The 20551-nt window shown below is 61.2% G+C and carries 16 protein-coding genes; 10 read left to right on the top strand and 6 right to left on the bottom strand.

Annotated elements, in window-relative coordinates; genetic code table 11:
• Positions 1–30: 30 nt before the first annotated feature.
• The gene (locus BLW50_RS15525; protein WP_090704165.1) at positions 31–591 is read right to left on the bottom strand and encodes a methylated-DNA--[protein]-cysteine S-methyltransferase; all 561 of its coding nucleotides are present in this window, start codon (positions 589–591) and stop codon (positions 31–33) included.
• A gap of 134 nt (positions 592–725) precedes the next feature.
• Here BLW50_RS15525 and maiA point away from each other — a divergent pair, with 134 nt between their 5' ends.
• The 3 genes from maiA (at position 726) to BLW50_RS15505 (ending at position 5822) form a co-directional block, all read left to right on the top strand.
• Positions 726–1358, top strand: a complete 633-nt coding sequence (gene maiA / locus BLW50_RS15520; protein WP_090704163.1) for a maleylacetoacetate isomerase — start codon at positions 726–728, stop codon at positions 1356–1358.
• Positions 1359–1989: 631 nt separating this feature from the next.
• A complete protein-coding gene (locus BLW50_RS15510) occupies positions 1990–4245 on the top strand; it encodes a TonB-dependent receptor (protein WP_244544264.1) in 2256 nt (751 codons plus the stop codon).
• Between the two features lie 65 nt (positions 4246–4310).
• Positions 4311–5822 (top strand): hypothetical protein, encoded by a 1512-nt coding sequence (locus BLW50_RS15505; RefSeq protein WP_244544263.1) that lies wholly within the window; start codon positions 4311–4313, stop codon positions 5820–5822.
• A gap of 31 nt (positions 5823–5853) precedes the next feature.
• Here the strand turns inward: BLW50_RS15505 and BLW50_RS15500 are convergent, their stop codons facing one another.
• On the bottom strand, positions 5854–6582 hold the full coding sequence (locus BLW50_RS15500) for a 3-deoxy-manno-octulosonate cytidylyltransferase (RefSeq protein ID WP_090704157.1): 729 nt from the start codon (positions 6580–6582) through the stop codon (positions 5854–5856).
• 176 nt (positions 6583–6758) lie between these two features.
• Between BLW50_RS15500 and BLW50_RS15495 the strand changes: the two genes are divergently transcribed.
• From BLW50_RS15495 to BLW50_RS15470, 6 genes are all read left to right on the top strand, one after another.
• The gene (locus BLW50_RS15495; protein WP_090704155.1) at positions 6759–7322 is read left to right on the top strand and encodes a c-type cytochrome; all 564 of its coding nucleotides are present in this window, start codon (positions 6759–6761) and stop codon (positions 7320–7322) included.
• Between the two features lie 171 nt (positions 7323–7493).
• On the top strand, positions 7494–9371 hold the full coding sequence (locus BLW50_RS15490) for an extracellular solute-binding protein (RefSeq protein ID WP_090704153.1): 1878 nt from the start codon (positions 7494–7496) through the stop codon (positions 9369–9371).
• A gap of 40 nt (positions 9372–9411) precedes the next feature.
• Positions 9412–10500 (top strand): microcin C ABC transporter permease YejB, encoded by a 1089-nt coding sequence (locus BLW50_RS15485; RefSeq protein WP_090704151.1) that lies wholly within the window; start codon positions 9412–9414, stop codon positions 10498–10500.
• Position 10501: 1 nt separating this feature from the next.
• On the top strand, positions 10502–11683 hold the full coding sequence (locus BLW50_RS15480) for an ABC transporter permease (RefSeq protein ID WP_090704149.1): 1182 nt from the start codon (positions 10502–10504) through the stop codon (positions 11681–11683).
• Positions 11684–11693: 10 nt separating this feature from the next.
• Positions 11694–13334: an ABC transporter ATP-binding protein gene (locus tag BLW50_RS15475; RefSeq protein ID WP_090704147.1), complete on the top strand. Its 1641-nt coding sequence runs from the start codon at positions 11694–11696 to the stop codon at positions 13332–13334.
• A 7-nt stretch (positions 13335–13341) separates the two neighbouring features.
• On the top strand, positions 13342–14559 hold the full coding sequence (locus BLW50_RS15470) for a phosphopentomutase (RefSeq protein WP_090709187.1): 1218 nt from the start codon (positions 13342–13344) through the stop codon (positions 14557–14559).
• Positions 14560–14626: 67 nt separating this feature from the next.
• Here BLW50_RS15470 and BLW50_RS15465 read toward each other — a convergent pair whose 3' ends face one another.
• The 3 genes from BLW50_RS15465 to BLW50_RS15455 are packed head-to-tail and all read right to left on the bottom strand — an operon-like array spanning position 14627 to position 17444.
• Positions 14627–15799 carry an ABC transporter substrate-binding protein gene (locus BLW50_RS15465; RefSeq protein ID WP_090704144.1) on the bottom strand — a complete coding sequence of 391 codons (1173 nt, stop codon included), beginning with the start codon at positions 15797–15799 and terminating at the stop codon, positions 14627–14629.
• A 42-nt stretch (positions 15800–15841) separates the two neighbouring features.
• On the bottom strand, positions 15842–16405 hold the full coding sequence (locus BLW50_RS15460; RefSeq protein WP_090704142.1) for a MarR family winged helix-turn-helix transcriptional regulator: 564 nt from the start codon (positions 16403–16405) through the stop codon (positions 15842–15844).
• 1 nt (position 16406) lies between these two features.
• Positions 16407–17444 (bottom strand): aromatic ring-hydroxylating dioxygenase subunit alpha, encoded by a 1038-nt coding sequence (locus tag BLW50_RS15455; protein WP_090704140.1) that lies wholly within the window; start codon positions 17442–17444, stop codon positions 16407–16409.
• A gap of 285 nt (positions 17445–17729) precedes the next feature.
• Here BLW50_RS15455 and BLW50_RS15450 point away from each other — a divergent pair, with 285 nt between their 5' ends.
• Positions 17730–18770, top strand: a complete 1041-nt coding sequence (locus BLW50_RS15450; RefSeq protein ID WP_090709185.1) for an aldo/keto reductase — start codon at positions 17730–17732, stop codon at positions 18768–18770.
• Here the strand turns inward: BLW50_RS15450 and ggt are convergent.
• On the bottom strand, positions 18767–20551 hold the full coding sequence (gene ggt, locus BLW50_RS15445; RefSeq protein ID WP_090704138.1) for a gamma-glutamyltransferase: 1785 nt from the start codon (positions 20549–20551) through the stop codon (positions 18767–18769). The genes BLW50_RS15450 and ggt overlap by 4 nt on opposite strands.

Below are 20551 nucleotides of genomic sequence, written 5' to 3'. Positions count from 1 at the left end.
ATCCTGAAAGCTGGCTTTAGAGGCTTCGCACTACAGCCGATTGAACAGATCCGGTTCGCTCTTGAACACGCTCTCGATCGCCAGCAGCTTGCGCTTGGTGTGAATGCTGCCGAAGGCGGAGAAGCCGCCAACCTTACCGCCGGCCGCCAGCACGCGATGGCACGGCACGATGATCGTCACCGGATTGCGTCCAAGCGCCTGGCCGACGGCCTGCGCCAACAGCGGATCGTTGCCGATCTGTTTGGCGATGTCGCCATAGGATCGCGTTTCGCCCGGCGGGATGGCGCGGGCGATGTCATAGACGGCGCGATTGAGTTCCGGCACGCCTGTCAGATCAAGCCGGATCGTTGAAAGATCGGTCTTCTCGCCGCGCAGCAGCTGCTGCACGGCGGCGATGGCCGCGGCGGCTTCCGGTGAGGGTGCTTTTCCCTCGATACCGGGGAAGCTCTTGTCGATATGGGCGCGCGATACCTCCGCGCTCGCCTCCGGCAAACGCAAGGCGGCGATGCCGTTTGGCGTCCACACGATCGTGCACACGCCGACCGGCGTGTCGAATTGCGCGAAACCCTGATTCTCGGCGCTCTGAGACATGGCGACATGATAGCGCGCGCCTCCCTGTTCTCCAATTGCTCTGACCGCAATTGACCTCTTGGCCTTCGGCTGTATCTTGCGCCGCAATCCCGCCCGAGCGGGGCATGTCACATCCGTCGGTTGCGGGAGGTTCTATGAAACTCATCGGTTATTTCAGAAGCGGCGCGTCTTATCGCGTGCGTATCGCGCTCAATCTCAAAGGCATTCAGGTGGAACATGCGTTCCGCCACCTGCGTAAGGGCGAGCACAAGGCCGAGGATTATCTCAAGATCAATCCGCAGGGCCTGGTGCCCTCGCTCGTGCTCGACGATGGCACCGTGCTGACCCAGTCGCTCGCCATCATGGAATGGCTCGATGAAACCGTGCCGCAGTCGCCGTTGCTGCCGAAGGATCCGATCGCGCGGGCCAAGGTGCGCGCCTTCGCTGACGCGGTCGCCTGCGACATCCATCCGGTGCAGAACCTTGGGCCGCTCAACAAGCTCGCCGCTTTCGGCGTCGAGCCGGCGGAGGTGACGCGCTGGGCCAAGGAAGTGAACTATGAGGGCCTGAAGGCGTGCGAGGCGTTGATTGCCAATGAGAAGGGGCCGTTCTGCTTTGGCGATCAACCGACCATGGCCGACATCTGCCTGGTGCCGCAGCTCGTCAATGCGCGCCGCTTCGGCGCCGACATTTCCGCCTTCAAGCGCATTCTCGAAGCCGAGGCGGCTTGCCTGAAACACCCGGCTTTCGCCGCCGCCGTGCCGGAAAAGCAGCCCGACGCGGAATAATTGGCGCGGGCGAGCGAGCACTATGACTTCGGATCGAATCGATCCGAAGTCATGAATGTGATCGACTTCCAAATGAGGCATGGGTTTTCTCGCGGAGAACCGATTTCTACTTCTCCGCCGCCCGCCTCAAGCAAATCGCGCTCGATCGAATGCGATTTGCCCGAATCTGCCTTCAAAGTGGCTTGATGCTCACGACATCGCCAGAACGAGCGCCGCCTGCGTAACGCATGGCGTGCAAATGACCTTCGTTTTCAGATGGAATGCGATGTCGCTTAAGCGCCGCTGATCGGTGTTTGAGCCGATGAGCTCTGATCGCACACACGCTCGTCTCAACGGATCGATCGCTGGCTAGCCGGCCGCCACGCACAGAGACCGAACCCGTTCCAGATCGACATCAGCCCCGCAATCAATCCACGGTACCTCTACGGAAATCAAATAAATAGAATAAATACAATATGTTGTGTTGTTGCATCACGAAGCGAAATACGACTGTCGAGGTGCTTTATTCGCCTTGCGATGTTTATCCGTCGCCCCTACCAGCGCCGCTATCATCGGCTTTGGGGCAATGGAGATTATGGGAACAGTACGGGCCAGATACCGAGTTTTGTTTTATTCCAGCGTGAGCGCGGCGTTGATTTTGCCGTCGGCGTCCAGCCAGTCTGTTGCGCAGGATGCGTCGCAGGCCGCGGGTGCGAGCCATCTGCCGGCGGTCGTCGTCGAAAAGCCTAGCCAACGCGTCCGCGCTCGTCCCGCAGCTTCAGGACGCACCTCTGCAACAACGCCAAGAAACACTGCCGCGCGTCGGCCGGTCGTCATTCCGCCGCGAGAGACGTCGCAACCCAATCCCGCGACAGCGGTGGTCAATCGAAACTCGACGATGGTGCTGTCGCCATCTTACGCGGGCGGACAGGTCGCGACGGGTGGTCAGCTTGGCATGCTGGGCAATCGAAGCGTCATGGACACGCCCTTCAGCCAGACGAGCTATACGCAGAAGGTCATTCAAGACCAGCAAGCGCGCAAACTCGAGGACGTTTTCGCTAACGACTCCTCCATTCGCACCAATGTGCCTCGCGCTTATGGTTTCGACTTTGCCTTCATGCGCGGTTTCGACGTTCCTAGCTCGGCCTATGGCGTCAATGGGCTCTACGGGATCGGATCGGCTTTCTCGTCCGCGTCGCTCATTGGCATTGAGCGGGTCGAAGTCCTCAGAGGTCCCGCCGCGTTGATGAATGGTATGGCGGTGGCCGGTGGCCCAGGTGGCAGTATTAACTTGGTCACCAAACGGGCGGCGGATGAGCCGCTGACGCAGATCACCAACACATACGCATCGCGGTCTCAGTTCGGCACGCATCTCGACATCGGCCGCCGCTACGGTCCTGAGAAAGAATTCGGCGTGCGCTTCAATGGCGCCTATCGTGGCGGCGGCACGGAGATCACCCAGCAATCGCAAGAGGTCGGCTCCGCAACCCTGGGCTTGGACTATCGTGGTCAGAAGGTTCGTCTGTCGGCGGACTTTGGCTATGAGAATAATGATATCGACGTGATGCAGCGCTTCGTGATTTTGGGGCCCACGCTCACCGCCGTTCCCGCCCCCCCAAGCGCCGGAAAGAACTTCAACCCGACGTGGGGCTACTGGCGCAATCAGGGAGCGTTCGGCCTTCTCCAAGGCGAGCTCGACGTCACCGACAATCTCACCGCTTATGTGCAAGCCGGCATCGTTCACGGGACGACGAAATATCTCTACTCCGACGTCAATCTCACCAGTCTGAACGGCGCCTATAATGGCAACCCGCGTCTGAACAGACAGGAGCATCAGCGGCAAGCGATCCAGGCGGGGCTTCGCTGGACGTTTGATACCGGCCCGATTCATCATCAAGTCAATTTCAATGTCTCGCAGTCCTCGAACGAAGTCGGGATTTTAAATACGACGGGCGTGGCCTTCAGGTCGAACATCTACAATCCCGTGCCGACAGCCGTTCCGAACATTTGGGTGGGGCCGCCTCCGCGTACCTCCGATCAGTTTCTGAGCAGCATTGGTGTCGCCAACACCATGTCGGTCTTAGGCGATCGCCTGCAACTGACCGCCGGCTTGCGCAAGCAATATGTCAAGTCGAACTCATACAGCGCCGCGACAGGTTCACAAACCGCCGCCGTGGACGATTCCGCTCTGAGCCCCGCCTTCGGCTTGGTCCTCAAACCGCTACAGAACGTCTCGCTCTACGCGAACTATGTCCAGGGGCTGGAGCCAGGCTCCGTGGTCGGTACACAATATCGCAATGCCGGCGCGGTACTGCCTCCCTATCGCAGCAAGCAGGTTGAAGCTGGCATCAAAGTGGACTGGGGAAGGGTCATCACGTCGGTGAGCGCCTTCGAGATCAACCGCCCGCTTTCTGTGGTCGATGGCGCAAATTTCCTGACACAGGACGGCGAAAGCCGCGTCCGCGGGATCGAGCTCAACGCTTTCGGCTCCATAACCGATAGCATTCGCGTGCTCGGTGGTGCGACCTTCCTTGATGCTAAGCAAGAGAAGACCCAAGGGGGCAGCAACGACGGCAAGCGAACATTCTCTGTGCCGAAAGTACAAGTCAATTTGGGCGCGGAATGGGACACGTCGTTCCTCCCAGGCCTGACGTTGACAGGACGCATGATCCACACCGGGAACTTCTACGCCGACGCTCCCAACGCCCTGCTCGTACCGGATTGGACCCGTTTCGACGTGGGGGCGCGCTACACATTCACCACGCCGTGGAACAACAAGCCGGCCGTGCTGCGCCTGTCCGTCGAGAACGTGTTCAACAAGAACTATTGGCAGGGCGCGTCGACGAACAGATATCTCTATCTTGGCGCGCCCCGCACATTCCTTGTCTCCACGACGTTCAACTTCTGATCGCAAGACCAGAAGACAAACTAAGGTTGGCTAGTTCACGGAGCCGCATGATGTGGAATCCCCGAATGGGAAAGAAGTTACTATTTGCGTTATCGATTGCTTTGCCCGTGCTTACGCCCGGTGCATTGAGTGCGCAGACCGTTCACTCGTTTGATGGCGATCGCGGGCCAGGTCTGGACGTGTGCAAATCAGACAACGCGCCTATCCATTGCGATCGTGCGGAGATGGATGTTGCCGCCAGTGGCAAACAGGTCGTGCAGGTCACATGGCAGAACGTCAATGTATATGACACGTCCGGCAAGCTGCTGAAATCCACGCCGCTGTCTGCGCTCATCCGCGGTGCTGGGCTTGATCCGACCCTGTCGAAGGGGAAGGGGGAACAGTTCGAACCGCATATCGTCTATAACGAGTTCATTGAGCGGTGGATCATCACCGTGACCTGCAAAAACGACTGCACGCTTGTGAGCGCGAGTTCGGATGCGACGGAAGGGTGGGGCGGCACTTACCTGTCCTGCCTGCAGGGCGGCGCCTGCCTTGATCGCAACCCTGCCGTCAAAGTGGGTTACGATAAAAATGGCGTTTACATCTGCGGCGGCCACATCGGCGACGACAATCCAAACACCGTGCCTGGCGTGGCCTATGACTGTTTCGCTATTCCCCCAGAAGAGGTGAAGTCAATCGCGCAAGGCCATGCGCCGAAAAACATCAATCGTGTTCACAGCATGCCGCTGGATATTGTTCCTGCGGTGGACCACAATCCATCAAAGGCCGCTTCCGCGCCGGCATTCTTTGCCAACAAGAGCTGTGACCGCGTGGCTCAATATGCCTGCCAACGCTCGACCAATTTCTCGTTTGATTGGGTCGTGAATAGCTTCACGTGGAATGGCGTCACCGGCACTTACAATGCGGGCGGAGCCGAGCAGATCATTAAAACCGACATCGGTTCGAAGGAAAATAAATGGCTCTACAATTCTCCCTGCTGCGGACCGACCATGTCCGTGCCGCAGGCTGGCAGTGAAATCACACTGCGCGCCGCGGCAAGCCACCGCCTGATGAATGTCGTCCAATGGGGCTCGCATCTGTATGGCGTTCTCGGTACGGGACCGTGCTTGGAAGCGTGCGGAGCACAGGGCGTTGATCCCAACAACATATTGATCTGGGTGGAGCTCGATTGCACGAATGCGACCGCGTGCAGGGTGAGCCAGACGGGGAAAATCTCGAACCCTGACTATCACGTCGAGTTTGGCACCATTGGCGTGGACGATGCCGGAAATCTAGGCATCGTCGGTACATCGTCGAGTGCACGCGAAAATCTGTCGGTGTTGCTTTGGAGCCGCCGGCAGGGAGACCCGGCGAACACCTTCTCCGGCCCGACAACGGTTGTTGCGGGAACGCAGCCCTATACCTGCTTGAACCAGAGGAACATGGTGCCAATGGGCAACTCTGCCGGCACGTTGACAGCGCTCGATCCCTTGGACCGGGTAACGTTATGGGCGACCCAACAGTGGGCCGACGATGCCAGGCCCTGCGTCTGGAACACACGTATAGTCAGCTACAAAGTTTTATCAGCGAAATAGGGGCGGTTCTGCCCCTGATCGCCGGGTCGATTTAGCCGAGCATCTGCCGCGCGCGCTCCAGATCGTGCGGCGTGTCGACGCCCAGCGGCACTGTGTCGACGATCATCGCGTCGATACGCATGCCGGCCTCGAGCGCCCGCAATTGCTCCAGCCGCTCTCGCAGCTCCAGCGGCGAGGGCGGCAGGCCGACAAAACGGGCCAGCGCCTGCCGGCGATAGGCATAAAGACCGATGTGGTGGAACAGCGGCCCCTCACCCCAGGGCGCGGTGGCGCGGCTGAAATAAAGCGCCCGCTGGCGCCGCGGGCCGATCGCGGTACCAATCAATTTCACCACATTGGGGTCTGCGCGCTCCTCGTCGCGGCGGATTTCCGCTGCCAAGGTCGAGATATCCACGGCCGAATCGGCCAGCGGTTCCAGCGCCGCGCGGATCAGCGCCGGCTCGATGGTCGGCAGGTCGCCCTGGACATTAACGATCATATCGTGCCGCCCGTCGGGATCGCCGGCATTGATCGCCTCGAAAATCCGATCCGAGCCGGAGGGGTGGTCGGCACGGGTCAAAACCGCCTGTCCGCCCGCTGATTCCACCGCTGCAACGATTTCCGGGGCATCCGCGGCCACCAAAACCGGCCCAACGTCGGCCTCCATGGCCCGCCGCCAGACCTGAACGATCATCGGGACGCCGCCAATATCGGCCAAAGGCTTGCCGGGCAGGCGGGTCGAGGACATGCGGGCGGGAATAAGAACGACGGGGCTGGGCATCAGGCTTTGCGCTTTTCTTGGGCTTAGCTGTTTTCTGGGCGGCAAAAAGTAGCAAGGAAGTGCGCTTATACGAGTTGCCAAACCGGCGGCAAAGCGGCTATCCAGCGCAGCAACCGTGCCGGACCTCCGGCAACGGAACCCTATTCAATTGTGCACCCTGGCGGAGCCTGCAGCCCATGGATTCCTTCGAGCTCAACAAGATCGCCGGTGCTGTCCTCGGCACTTTGCTGTTCCTGATGGGTTTGGGCATCGTTTCCGGCGCCCTCTATCATGCCCCGGCGCCGAAGGTTGCCGGCTACGACCTCCCGGCCGACGAACCGGCCCCCGCCGCTGGCGGCGCTCCGGCGGCCCCTGTGTTGCCGGCGATCGCCGATCTTCTGGCCAAGGCCGATCCGGTCAAGGGTGAGCAGGTTGCGAAGGCTCAGTGCGGCGTTTGCCACTCTTTCGAGAAGGGCGGCCCGGTGAAGCAGGGTCCGAGCCTCTACGGCATTGTTCACCGTCCGATGGGCGCCGCGGCAGGCTTTAGCTATTCAAACGCCATTCTCGACAAGGCCAAGACCGAAGGGAAGTGGTCCTTCGAAGACCTCAATCATTTCATCTTCAATCCGCGCGGCTTTGCCAACGGCACGAAGATGACCTTCGGCGGCTTGAAGAGCGACACGCAGCGCGCCGACCTCATTGACTATCTGCACACGCTCACCGACAGCCCGGTTGAACTGCCGGCGCCGGGCAGCAAGTAAGCTCTGTTCGAGCCGTTATCGGAAAGGCCGGCGGTTTGCCGGCCTTTTTCTTTGAGCGCAGGTTTCTTGGGCGCTGACGCGACGAGAGAACGCTAGCCCTGACTCGAAAAACCGACATAATCGGCGCGAATCATCGCTTCTCCCCGCGTTTCCCACCAGGGTTGAAACAGCATGAAATTGACGCGCCGTAGAACACTCGAATTGGGCGCCGCTTCTCTCGCCGCCGCTGCCGTGCCAGGGACGAGCGCCAGCGGCACAGCTTTCGCTGCCGATGGCTGGACCGAGACCCACGGCCTGTCGGCCTTTGGCGATCTCGCTTTGCCTGCGGACTTTCCCTACTATCCCTATGTCAATCCGAAAGCGCCCAAAGGCGGCATCCTGCGTCTGCAGATCCGCAGCGCCAGCGGCAATCAGAATTTCGAAACCTTCGACACGCTCAACATTTTCGTTCTGCGCGGCGCCGGCGCCGCCGGCATGGACGGCACGTTCGACACGTTGATGGCGGGCACCGCGGACGAACCGAGCACGCTCTATGGCCTCGTGGCCCATCGCGTGCGCATCGCCGACGACAGGCTGACCTATAAGTTCCTGTTGCGGCCGGAAGCGCGCTTTAGCGATGGCTCGCGACTGACGGCTGACGATGTCGCCTTCTCCTTCAACATCCTCAAGGAGAAGGGGCATCCGCTCTATCGCACTCTGCTGCGCGAATTCAGCGGCGCCAGCGCCGAGGACGATGCCACGGTGGTGGTGAAATTCACGCCGCAGCGCAGCCGCGATCTGCATCTGCTCATCGGCGGCCTGCCGATCTTTTCACAGGCCTGGTGGAAAGGCCGCGACTTTGAGGGCACGACCTTGGAAGCGCCGCTTGGCTCCGGCCCCTACAAGGTGGCGCGCTTTGAACAGGGCCGCTTCATCGAATTCGATCGGGTGAAGGACTATTGGGGCGCCAACCTGCCGGTGAACATCGGCACCAATAACTTCGACCGCATTCGCTACGAATATTATCGCGAGCGCCAGATCGGTTTTGAAGGCTTCAAGACCGGCGAGACCAATTACAACGAGGAATTCACCGCGCGCTATTGGGCGACGGCCTATGATTTCCCGGCGGTGAAGGATGGGCGCATCAAGCGCATCGAAGTACCGAGCGGCGCGCCCGTCGGCACGCAAGGATGGTATTTCAACATACGCCGCCCGAAATTTTCGGATCCGCGCATCCGCGAAGCCATCGGCCTGGCCTTTGACTTCGAATGGACCAACCGCACCATCATGTACGAAGCCTATACGCGGCTGACGTCCTTCTTCGAAAATTCCGACATGAAGGCCGTCGGCAAGCCTGGGCCGGAAGAGCTGAAGCTGCTGGAGCCATTCCGCGGCTCGGTGCCCGACGAAGTGTTCGGCGAGCCCTGGGTGCCGCCGAAGTCCGATGGCTCGGGTTCCGATCGCGCCCTGCTGCGCAAGGCCAATGATTTGTTGATGGCGGCCGGCTGCACGCGCGATGGCAGCCGCCTGAAGCTGCCCAATGGCGAGCTGCTCGAGTTCGAGTTCCTCGATTCCTCCGGCGCGTTGAAGCCGCATACCGAACCGTTCCAGGCCAATCTGCGTCGTCTGGGTATCGAGACCACCTTTCGACAGGTCGATGCCGCCCAATACAAGCGTCGGCTCGACGATTTCGATTTCGACGTGATGATCATCGCGCTCGGCGGTTCGTTCACGCCGGGCGACGGCCTGTACAATGTCTATTCTTCCAATGCGGCGAAGACGCCAGGCTCACGCAATATGGCGGGCATTTCCAGCCCCGCCATCGACGCCATGGTCGATCGCATCGCGCGCGCCAGCTCCCGCGAAGAGCTGAATGTCGCTGCCCGCGCCCTCGACCGGCTGTTGCGTGCCGGCCGTTACTGGGTCCCGCAATGGTATAAGGAGAATTCGCTCATCGCCCATTGGGATGTCTTCGGCCGACAGGAAGTCAGCCCAAAATATGGCACCGGCGCGCCGGGCCTGTGGTGGTGGGACGAGGAAAAGGCGAAGAAGATCGGGGTGACCGGTTGATGGCGCGATGCTTCGAACGCTGTAGCGGTTAAGGAACGCCATGCTTGCTTATATCGCGCGCCGCCTTCTTCTGATGATCCCGACCTTGTTCGGCATCCTGCTTATTTCATTCCTCATCGTGCAGTTCGCGCCAGGTGGTCCTGTCGAGCGCATCATGGCGCAATTGCAGGGGCTCGATTCAGGCGCCACCGGCCGGTTCAGTGGCGGTGGCGGCGATATGGCGTCACAGATGCAAAGCTCCGACACGGGCTATCGCGGCGCGCAGGGACTCGACGCCAAGCTGATCGAAGACCTCAATCGTCAATTCGGCTTCGACAAGCCGGCGTATGAACGTTTCTTCAAAATGGTGAAGGACTTCATGCTGTTTGATTTCGGCAAGAGCTTCTTCCGCGATACGCCGGTGTTGCAGCTGATCAAGGAAAAGCTGCCGGTCTCCATGTCGCTGGGCATCTGGATGACGTTGCTCTCCTATGCGATCTCGATACCGCTGGGCATCCGCAAGGCGGTGCGTGATGGCTCGACGTTCGACATCTGGACGTCGGCGGTGGTGATCATCGGTTATGCCATCCCGAGCTTCCTCTTCGCCGTTCTCCTGGTCGTGCTGTTTGCCGGCGGCTCGTTCTGGCAGATCTTTCCGTTGCGTGGCCTGACGTCGGAAAATTTTGACCAGCTCTCCCTGCTGGGCAAGGCCGCCGATTATTTCTGGCATCTGGCTCTGCCGGTCACCGCCATGGCCATCGGTGCTTTCGCCACCTCGACCTTCCTCACCAAGAATTCCTTCCTCGACGAAATCCGCAAGCAATATGTGCTGACCGCGCGGATGAAAGGCCTGAGCGAAACCCAGGTGCTTTACGGCCATGTGTTCCGCAATGCCATGCTGATCGTCATCGCCGGATTCCCCGCCGCCTTCGTCAGCGCCTTTTTCGCCGGCTCGCTGCTCATCGAGAATATTTTCACGCTCGATGGTCTTGGGCTCCTGTCTTTTGAATCGATCGTCAACCGCGACTATCCGGTGGTCTTTGCCAATCTGTTCATCTTCTCGCTGCTGGGCCTGGTGGTGAACCTGCTGTCGGACCTCATCTATACGTGGATCGATCCGCGTATTGATTTTGAAACGCGGCAGGTCTGAGATGAACGAGGCCTCCACTCTCGCCACTCTGCCGCGCCAGACGGAGACGGTTGCGGTGCGTCGCTGGTCGCTATCGCCGATCAACCGCCGCCGCCTCGACAATTTTCGCACCAATCGCCGCGGCTATTGGTCGTTCTGGATCTTCCTCGTTCTGTTCGTTCTGTCGCTCTTCGCCGAATTCATCGCCAACGACCGGCCGATTCTGATGTCCTACAAGGGCGAACTGCTCACGCCGGTCTTCGTCGATTATCCGGAAGAGAAGTTCGGTGGCTTTCTGGCTCAGACCGATTATCGCGATCCGGTCATCGCCGACGAAATCAATAAGAACGGCTGGATGATCTGGCCGCCGGTGCGTTTCTCCTACAACACGCGCAACCTCGATCTGCCCCAGGGCACGCCGGACGCTAAGCTCGGCGCGCCAGCCGCGCCGACATGGCTGCTGAGCGACGCTGATTGCCGCACGGTCCGCAATGGTGCCGAGCGCGGCATCAAAGGTTGCCGCGATCTCGAATGGAACTGGTTCGGCACCGACGATCAGGGCCGCGATGTGCTGTCGCGCCTGATTTATGGCTTCCGCATTTCGATTCTGTTCGGGCTGGCCTTGGCACTGGTGTCCTCGGTCATCGGCATCGCCGCCGGCGCGGTGCAGGGCTATTTCGGCGGCTGGGTCGATCTCATCTTCCAGCGCTTCATCGAAGTATGGTCCTCGCTGCCGCATCTCTATCTGCTGATCATCGTCTCGTCCTTCATCGTGCCGAGCTTCTTCATTCTGCTTGGCATTCTTCTGCTGTTCTCCTGGGTGTCGCTTGTTCATGTGGTGCGGGCGGAATTCCTGCGCGCCCGCAATTTCGAATATGTCAATGCGGCGCGCGCGCTGGGTCTCTCCAATCTCAAGATCATGTATCGCCACGTTCTGCCCAATGCGATGGTGGCGACGCTGACCTTTCTGCCCTTCGTGCTCAACTCCTCCATCACCACGCTGACCTCGCTCGACTTCCTCGGCTTTGGTCTGCCGCCCGGTTCGCCGTCGCTCGGCGAAGTGCTGCTGCAAGGCAAATCGCATTTGCAGGCGCCCTGGCTCGGTCTCACCGGCTTTGCCGTGATCGCGCTGATGTTGTCCCTGTTGATTTTCATCGGCGAAGCGGTGCGCGATGCCTTCGACCCGAGAAAGACCTTCGCATGAGGCGCGCCCGATGAATGCTTCCGCGCCATTGCTCGAGGTCCGCGACCTCAGCGTCGATTTCCATCAGGGCGGCACGACCATGCACGCCGTCGACGGCGTGTCGTTCACGCTCAACGAAGGCAAGACGCTCGCCATCGTCGGCGAATCCGGCTCCGGCAAATCGGTCACCGCCATGTCGATCGTGCGCCTTCTCGGCGCCACATCGGCGACCTTCCCGGGCGGCGAAGTCCGCTTCCGTGGCAACGACCTTCTGAAAGCCACCGAAGACGAGTTACGTAAGATTCGCGGCGCTGAAATCACCATGGTGTTTCAGGAGCCGATGACCTCGCTCAATCCGTTGCATACGATTGAAGCGCAGATCGTCGAAATCCTGCAGTTGCACGGGGCGCGCGGCAAGGACGCGATCCGCAAGCGTGTCGTCGAACTGCTGACCGAGGTTGGCATTCCCGAGCCGACTTCGCGCCTGGGCGCCTATCCGCACCAGCTTTCCGGCGGCCAGCGCCAGCGCGTGATGATCGCCATGTCGCTGGCCAATCGTCCCTCCTTGCTGATCGCCGATGAGCCGACCACGGCGCTCGACGTCACCGTGCAGGCGCAGATCCTCAAATTGCTGAAGGAGCTGCAAAGCCGCCACGGCATGGCGATGTTGTTCATCACCCATGATCTGGGCATCGTGCGCCGTATCGCCGATGACGTCTGCGTCATGCAAAAGGGCAAGGTGGTGGAAAGCGGCTCGGTCGCCGAAGTCTTCGAGCGGCCGCAACATGCCTATACAAAAATGCTGCTCGCCGCCGAGCCGAAGGGCGCGCCGCCGCAGCGCTCGACCACCGCGCCCGTCGTGCTGAAGGGCGATGACATCAAGGTCTGGTTCCCGATCAAGCGCGGCTTTCTGCGCCGGACCATCGGCCATGTGAAGGCAGTGGACGGCATTTCGCTGGAAGTGCGCGAGGGCCAGACCCTGGGCGTCGTCGGCGAATCCGGCTCGGGCAAGACGACGCTTGGGTTGGCTCTGCTACGCCTCATCCGCTCCGAAGGGCCGATTGCTTTTCTCGGCCAGCGCATTGATGGCTTCGGCAATGCCGAAATGCGGCCGTTGCGGCGAAACATGCAGGTGGTGTTCCAGGATCCCTATGGCTCGCTGTCACCGCGCATGTCGGTGGGAGACATCGTCGCTGAAGGCTTGACCATCCAGCATCCGAAGATGAAGGCCGACGAGCGGCGCGCCATCGTTGCGCGCGCATTGGCCGATACCGGGCTCGATCCGGCGACCATGGACCGCTATCCGCATGAATTCTCCGGTGGCCAGCGCCAGCGCGTTGCCATCGCCCGGGCCATGGCGCTGGAGCCGCAATTCGTCGTACTCGACGAGCCGACTTCGGCGCTCGACATGTCGGTGCAGGCGCAGATCGTCGAGCTGCTGCGCGAACTGCAGACCCGTCGCAAATTGGCCTATATGTTCATCAGCCACGATCTGAAAGTGGTGCGGGCGCTCGCCTCCGACATCATTGTCATGCGTCATGGCAAGGTGGTGGAACAGGGGCCGGCGGCGGATGTTTTTTCCGCGCCGCAGAGCGAGTATACGCGCACGCTCTTTGCCGCTGCTTTCCATCATGCGACAGGCGCCGTCACGCAAATCGCCACGCACCTCTGAGGTCCGCATGGCCCGTGCTTTCATTCTCGTGCTCGATTCCTTTGGCTGCGGCGGTGCCGCCGATGCGGCCGCGTTTGGCGATGCCGGCGCCGACACGCTCGGGCATATCGCGCAGGCTTGTGCGCAGGGGCGTTGCGATATCGACGGCATCCGGCAGGGGGAGTTGCATCTGCCCGTGATGAGCGCTCTGGGCCTGGGTCACATAGCCCAAGCCTCGACCGGCCAGTGTCCCCCGGGCCTCAATGCAACAACGCAGCCTGGAGGCGCTTGGGGCTATGGCGTCGAAACCTCCAGGGGCAAGGATACGCCCTCCGGCCATTGGGAAATTGCCGGTGCGCCGGCTGCCTTCGCCTTCGGCTATTTTCCGCCCACCGATCCGGCCTTTCCGCCGGAGCTGGTCGCCGACATTATCAAGCGCGGACACCTGCCTGGCATTCTTGGCGATACCCACGCGTCGGGCATCGCCATCATCGACGAGTTGGGCGAGGAACATCTGCGCAGCGGCAAGCCGATCCTCTACACCTCGGTCGATTCCGTGTTGCAGATCGCCGCGCATGAAGAAGCGTTCGGGCGCGAGCGGCTCTATGATCTATGCGCCCTGGTGCGCGAACTGGTCAATCCACTGCACATTGCCCGCGTCATCGCGCGGCCCTTTGTTGGCACAGCGGGACATTTCCACCGCACGCCGCATCGCCGCGATTATTCGATTCCGCCACCGCTCGGCAATATTCTCGATCGCGCCGGCGAGGCAGGGCGCGCGATCACTTCGATCGGCAAGATCGGCGATATCTTCGCCCATCGCAACTGCGGCGAGATCATTAAGGGCGACGACGACAACGCGCTTCTGGATACGACGCTGGCCGTGATCGATCGCATGCCGGAGGGCGGCCTGGTCTTCGCCAATTATGTCGATCTCGATACGGATTTCGGCCATCGTCGCAATGTCGCTGGTTATGCCCTTGGCCTGGAGGCATTCGACCGGCGGTTAAACGCGCTGCGTGCTCGTCTACGCCCTGGCGATCTCTGCATTCTCACCGCCGATCACGGCAATGATCCGACCTGGCCCGGCACAGATCACACCCGCGAACATGTGCCGATCCTGGCTTTCGGGCCTGATGTCGCGCCGGTCTCGCTCGGCCGTCGCGAAACCTTCGCCGACATCGGCGCCAGCGTCGCCCGCCATCTTGGTTTGCCGCCGACAGCCACGGGGAAATCGTGGTTATAAGCGGTAATAAAAAAGGAGGGCTGGTAAGGGCCCTCCTAAAAGATATTGTCTGATATGGAGGGTCGACTTAGTTCGACGGATCCTTGGCGTTCGGGATCGTGGTGAATTCCACATTGTAGAGTTCACCGTCGGCCTGGCGCTCAACCTTGCGCATATAGACGTTCTGGATGATTTCACGCGTCTGCGGGTCGATCGAGATCGGTCCGCGCGGGCTCTCAAACGACAGGCCCTTGGCGGCTTCCACCAGTTGCGCGCCAGTGCCTTTGCCCTCGGTCTTGGCGAGCGCGCGATAGAGCACGTCCATGCCGTCCCAGCCGCCGACGGCCATGAAGTTCGGCCGCATGCCGGGGTTGGCTTTCTTGAAGGCGTCGACGTAAGCCTTGTTCACCGGTGAATCATGCGCCGCCGAATAGTGATAGCCGCTGATCGCGCCGAGCGCCGCATCGCCCATCTGGTTCAAGATGTCGTCGTCGGTGACGCCACCTTCGACGATCAGGCGGATGCCTTTCTTGTCCAGGCCGCGCTCGCTGAACTGCTTCATGAACACAGCGCCAGCGCCTGACGGCATGAAGGCATAGACGGCGTCGGCGCCCTCGTCGGCGACGCGCTGCAAGAACGGCGAGAAGTCGGGGTTCATCAGGGGAACACGCAGCGCGGAGAGCACTTTGCCGCCACTCTGCTCGAAGCTCGCCTTGAAGGCATTCTCGGCATCGACACCAGGACCATAGTCGCTGACGATGGTCATCGGCTTCTTGACGCCTTCCTTCGCGGCCCAGGCGGCGATCGGGGTCGTCACTTGCGGCGTCGTATAGCTCGTGCGCAGCACCAGCGGGGAGGATTTGATGATCGCCGACGTGGCCGCGGCCATGACGACGAGCGGCACTTGCGCCTTGGTGGCGATCGGCGCCACGGCGAAGGCGATCGGCGTGAGGCCCATGCCGACGAGCGCACTGACTTTATCGTTGACGATCAGCTCCTGCGCGATGCGCTTGGCGCCATCGGCCGAGCCGGCGTCGTCCTTGAGGATCACTTCGATCTTGCGGCCAGCGACCGTGCTGCCCTTCTGGGCCACATAGAGCTTGATGGCGGCGTCGATCTGGCGGCCGGTCGAAGCGAACGGCCCGCTCAGCGGCAGGATGACGCCGATCTTGAATGGTTCCTGCGCTTGCGCGGGCGCGAAGCTGAACAGTGCAATACCGGCTGTCGCGCCAACCACGGCGCGCCTTGTATACGAACTCATACACCCTCTCCTCTACAATGGACTGATACGAAACCGATGGAACTATTTGCCCCGCTTTGCCTTGGAGGCCTGCGTGTCGCGCTCCAGTTCGGGCGCGTTGACGGCGGGCAGATTCTCGCGAATGCGCCCAAGAAGACGCGCGAGTTGCAGGATCTCGTCTTGGGAAAGGCCATGGAGCAGGCGGTTCTGACGTTCCAGCGCGACAGCAACCACCCGGTCGTGCAAGGCGTAGCCTTTCTTGGTCAGCGTCAGCGAGGTTTTGCGGGCGTCGTCCTGATCCTGGTCGGCGGTTACCAGGCCCTGCGCTTCCATTTCCTTGACCGCGCGGCTGACGATGCCTTTGTCGACGGAGGTGACAAAACCGGCCCGCTGCGCAGTCACACCTGGCTCGACGGCGATCATGGCAATAATCCGCCACTCGTTCACGCCGATGCCGAACCGCTTCAGATAAATACGCGACGAGCCGCGCGCCCAACGGTTCGCGATCACTGTCAGGTGATGCGGAACATAGACGTTAAGATCGAGCGCGGTGGCAACCGCTTCGCTGACATCACCGAGCTGAGCGTGCTCGCTGCTATTGGTCTTCGCGGTTGCTGCCTTCGCCATCTCAGGCGGCCACGCCCTGGTCTGAAGTCTCTTCTTCGTGCAGCGATTTGAGGAAGCGCTTGGTCAGATTGCTGCCAGCATCGGATGCGATGTTGACGAACTTGCCGTCCGGCGTCTCGTTGATGCGCTTCTGCTGAGCTTCCAGAACAACCTGGTCTTCCTTGAAGGTGAAGGCCGTCTGGTCGAACACCACATCGGGAACGCCACGGTCGAGGCCGACATTGGTCGCGATCGACCAGAAATAGTGGGTCGTGGTTTCCGTTTCCGGCGTGATGCCGTGAAACCCCATCATCGAGAAACCGTGATCGCGCTTGCCTTCGTAAGCGCCCGTGCCCGCGTCGCAACCGCCCGTGTGGATGCGGATGATCATGGGCTCGAACTCGATTTCCTGCCAACGATCGATCGGGCCTTTGAAGCCGGCCGCGTCGACATAGGTCGGCGGCGCCACCGAGTTTGGCATATGGCGCGTTACCGTCACCTTGTTATCGTGGCGCTTCGCTTCGGTCTTGGTGCGGAAATGCATATTGGCATTGCCGCCGATGGTCCGCGCATGGACATAGCCCAGATGCGACAGATCCATCAGGTTTTCGACGAGCAGCTCCCAATTGCCGTTGACGTCGAAATGGGCGCTCTTCCAGCCCCATTTCGGATCGACGTGATAGGGGTGCGCGGGAATCTTCGCCGGGTCGGCTTTGGCCGCATCGCCCATCCAGATCCACATCACCGCATCGCGTTCGATAATCGGATAGGAGCGGACCACAGCGCCTGAGGGCACGCGATCCTGGCCGGGAACTTTGGTGCAGGCGCCCGACGCGTCGAATTCGAGGCCATGGTAGCAGCAGCGGATGATGTCGTTGTCGACATGCCCTTCGCTCAAGGGCATGGCGCGATGGCAACAGCGATCCTCGATCGCGCCGATCTTTCCCGATGCGCCGCGAAACAGGACGATGGATTCGTTCAGAAATTTCCGGCCGACATGTTGGCCAGGCTGCAAATCGCTCGAGAACCCGGCGACGTACCAAACATTGCGCAGAAACATCGGCGCTCTCCCTCACTCGATTGTCCGAGTTTGTAATTCAAATTAGTTGTCTTAGCAACGAAAAAAGGTTGGCATAGCAACTAATGGTCAAGTGCAAGCTTTTGGGGAGCGGCGGTCGGTCGACGCCGCTGGGCTGGCTGGGCCGCGCGGAGCTATGATTTCACGGCACAAATGCTGTTCCCGGCCACCCTCTGGCCGATAGGAGGCGCGGGCATATGTGGGGGCGGCATTGTTCTTCGAGAGACGATCCAAGAGACGATCCAAGAGACGGTCAGAGAGGCGATCATGGAATACAGGGCGCTAGGACGGTCGGGCCTGAAAGTCCCGGTTTTAAGTTTCGGGGCTGGCACGTTCGGCGGCACGGGTCCGCTGTTCAGTGCCTGGGGCACGACGGACGCGGCGGAAGCGCGGCGGCTGCTCGACATCTGCCTGGAGGCCGGGGTCAATCTCTTCGACACGGCGGACGTCTATTCCAACGGCGCATCTGAGGAGATTCTAGGGGCCGCGATCAAGGGGCGCCGCGACGCCGTGCTGTTGTCGACCAAGACCAGCCTGCCGATGGGCGAGGGCGCCAATGACGCCGGCTCATCGCGATACCGCCTGATCCGCGCCGTCGATGACGCGCTACGCCGGTTGGGGACGGATTACATCGACCTGCTACAGCTTCATGCCTTTGATGCCACAACGCCGGTGGAAGAAGTGCTCGCCACGCTCGACAGCTTGGTATGCGCCGGCAAGCTGCGTTACGTCGGCGTTTCCAATTTCTCCGGCTGGCAGGTGATGAAATCGCTCGCCGTTGCCGAGCGCTATGGTTGGCCACGTTATGTCGCCCATCAAGTCTATTATTCGCTCGTCGGGCGGGATTACGAATGGGATCTGATGCCGCTTGGCGTCGATCAGGGGCTTGGCGCTTTGGTGTGGAGCCCGCTCGGCTGGGGCCGTCTCACCGGCAAGATCCGCCGTGGCGCACCACTGCCGGAAGGCAGCCGCCTGCATGACACCGCCGATTTCGGGCCGCCTATCGACGATGCGTATCTTTATGGCGTCATCGATGCCTTGGATGCGATCGCCGGCGAAACCGGAAAGACGGTCCCGCAGATCGCGCTGAACTGGCTGCTGCAACGTCCCACCGTGTCGTCGGTGATCATCGGTGCGCGCAATGAACAACAGCTGCGCCAGAATCTCGGCGCGGTGGGCTGGGCGCTCACCGCAGAGCAGATCGAGAGGCTGGATAAGGCGAGCGCCGTCACCGCGCCTTATCCGCATTTTCCCTATCGCCGGCAGGAGGGCTTCGCGCGCCTTAACCCGCCGCTGACGCGCGACTAGTAGCCGACGGCACCGCCGCCACGCTGGCGGGTGTCGCTGGTGCCCATCAACACGCCCTCGGCCCGGTAGATCGTCTGGGCCGAGCCAAACGTCGAGCCGATGCGCACATTATGGCCTTTGGCCTCGAGTAGTTTGATCGTGTCGATGGAGAGGCCGCGCTCGACGCGCAATTCGTCGGGCTGCCATTGATGATGGACGCGCACTGCCTCGGTCGCCTCCGCCGCATTCATGCGGTGGTCGATGATGTTCATGATGACCTGCAGCACGATGGTGATGATGCGCGATCCGCCCGGCGAGCCGGTGACGATTTCTAGCTCGCCGTCCTTGAATACGAACGTCGGCGTCATCGACGACAGCGGCCGTTTGCGCGGCGCTGGCGCGTTGGCAGCGCCGCCGAGCAGGCCATAGGCATTCATCGCGCCAGCCTTGGCGGCGAAATCGTCGAGTTCGTTGTTCAGGAGAACGCCGGTGCCGTCGGCGACAAGCCCGAGGCCATAGGAGAAATTGAGCGTATAGGTGTTGGAGACCGCATTGCCGTCCTTATCGACGACGGAGTAATGGGTGGTCTGGTCGCTTTCATAGGGCTGCGGATTGGCGGGCTTGATCTCGATCGAAGGCTTAGCCTTGTCGGGCGAGATCTGCTCGCGCACTTGTTTGGCATAGGCCTTCGACAGCAGGCCCTTTTCCGGCATCTTGACGAAATCGGGGTCGCCCATGAATTCGGAACGGTCGGCATAGGCATGTTTCATGGCCTCGGCCATGAGATGCACGGTCTGCGCCGAATTGTGGCCGTAGTCGCCGATCGGCCAGGCTTCCAGAATGTTCAAAAGCTCGATCAGATGCACGCCGCCTGAAGAGGGTGGCGGCATTGAAACGATTTCGTGGCCGCGATAGGTGCCGCGCACCGGCTCGCGCTCGACGACTTGGTAGGTTTTCAGATCGTCGAGCGTCATGCGGCCGTTGCGCTCGCGAATGCTGGCGATGAGCTTCTGGGCCGTCTCACCTTGATAGAAGCCCGCTTCGCCTTGCCGGGCGATGCGTTGCAGCGTGCGGGCCAGGTCGCGCTGCACCAGCCGGTCGCCACGTCCCAGCGGTGTGCCGTTGGGATGTAGGAAGATAGCGCGGCTTGAAGCGTAGCGGTTGAGCCGGCGCGCCGCCTGCGGCAGGGAATCGGCCAGATCGTCCTCGACGATGAAGCCGTTACGGGCCAGCGCGATCGCTGGCGCGATGAGTTGCGCCAAGGTCAGTTTGCCTGAGCCATATTTGCGGTGCGCCAAAGCAAGCCCGGCCACGGTGCCGGGCACGCCGACGCCGAGGCCCGAGGACTGCGAGCGCTCCGGCACGAATTCGCCTTCCTTATCGAGGAAGACATCGCTGGCTGTGTCAGCCGGCGCGGTCTCGCGATAGTCGATGGCGATGGTTTTCTTCTGCTTGGCCAGATGCACCATCATGAAGCCGCCGCCGCCAAGATTGCCGGCGCGCGGCAGGGTGACGGCGAGCGCGAAGCCAACGGCAACGGCCGCATCGACCGCATTGCCACCGCGCCGCAGAATATCGACGCCGATGCGCGAGGCTTTCACCTCCTGGCTGGCAACCATGCCATGGGTGGCAAGTGCCGGCAGGATGCGCGCGTCATTGGCGATGATGGGGGCGGGGTCGGCCGGCCGCTGATCGAGTGTTCGGGCGTCGATCGTTTTGACTTGCGCGGTCTTGATCTGGGCTTGCGCCGTCGTCGCAACCAGAAGGGCCGCGACGAACACCCAACCCGTCGTTCTTATCAT

Source organism: Beijerinckia sp. 28-YEA-48 (assembly GCF_900104955.1).
In the GTDB taxonomy this organism is placed as follows: Bacteria; Pseudomonadota; Alphaproteobacteria; order Rhizobiales; family Beijerinckiaceae; genus Terripilifer.
This window is presented reverse-complemented; position numbering and strand designations above follow the sequence as displayed.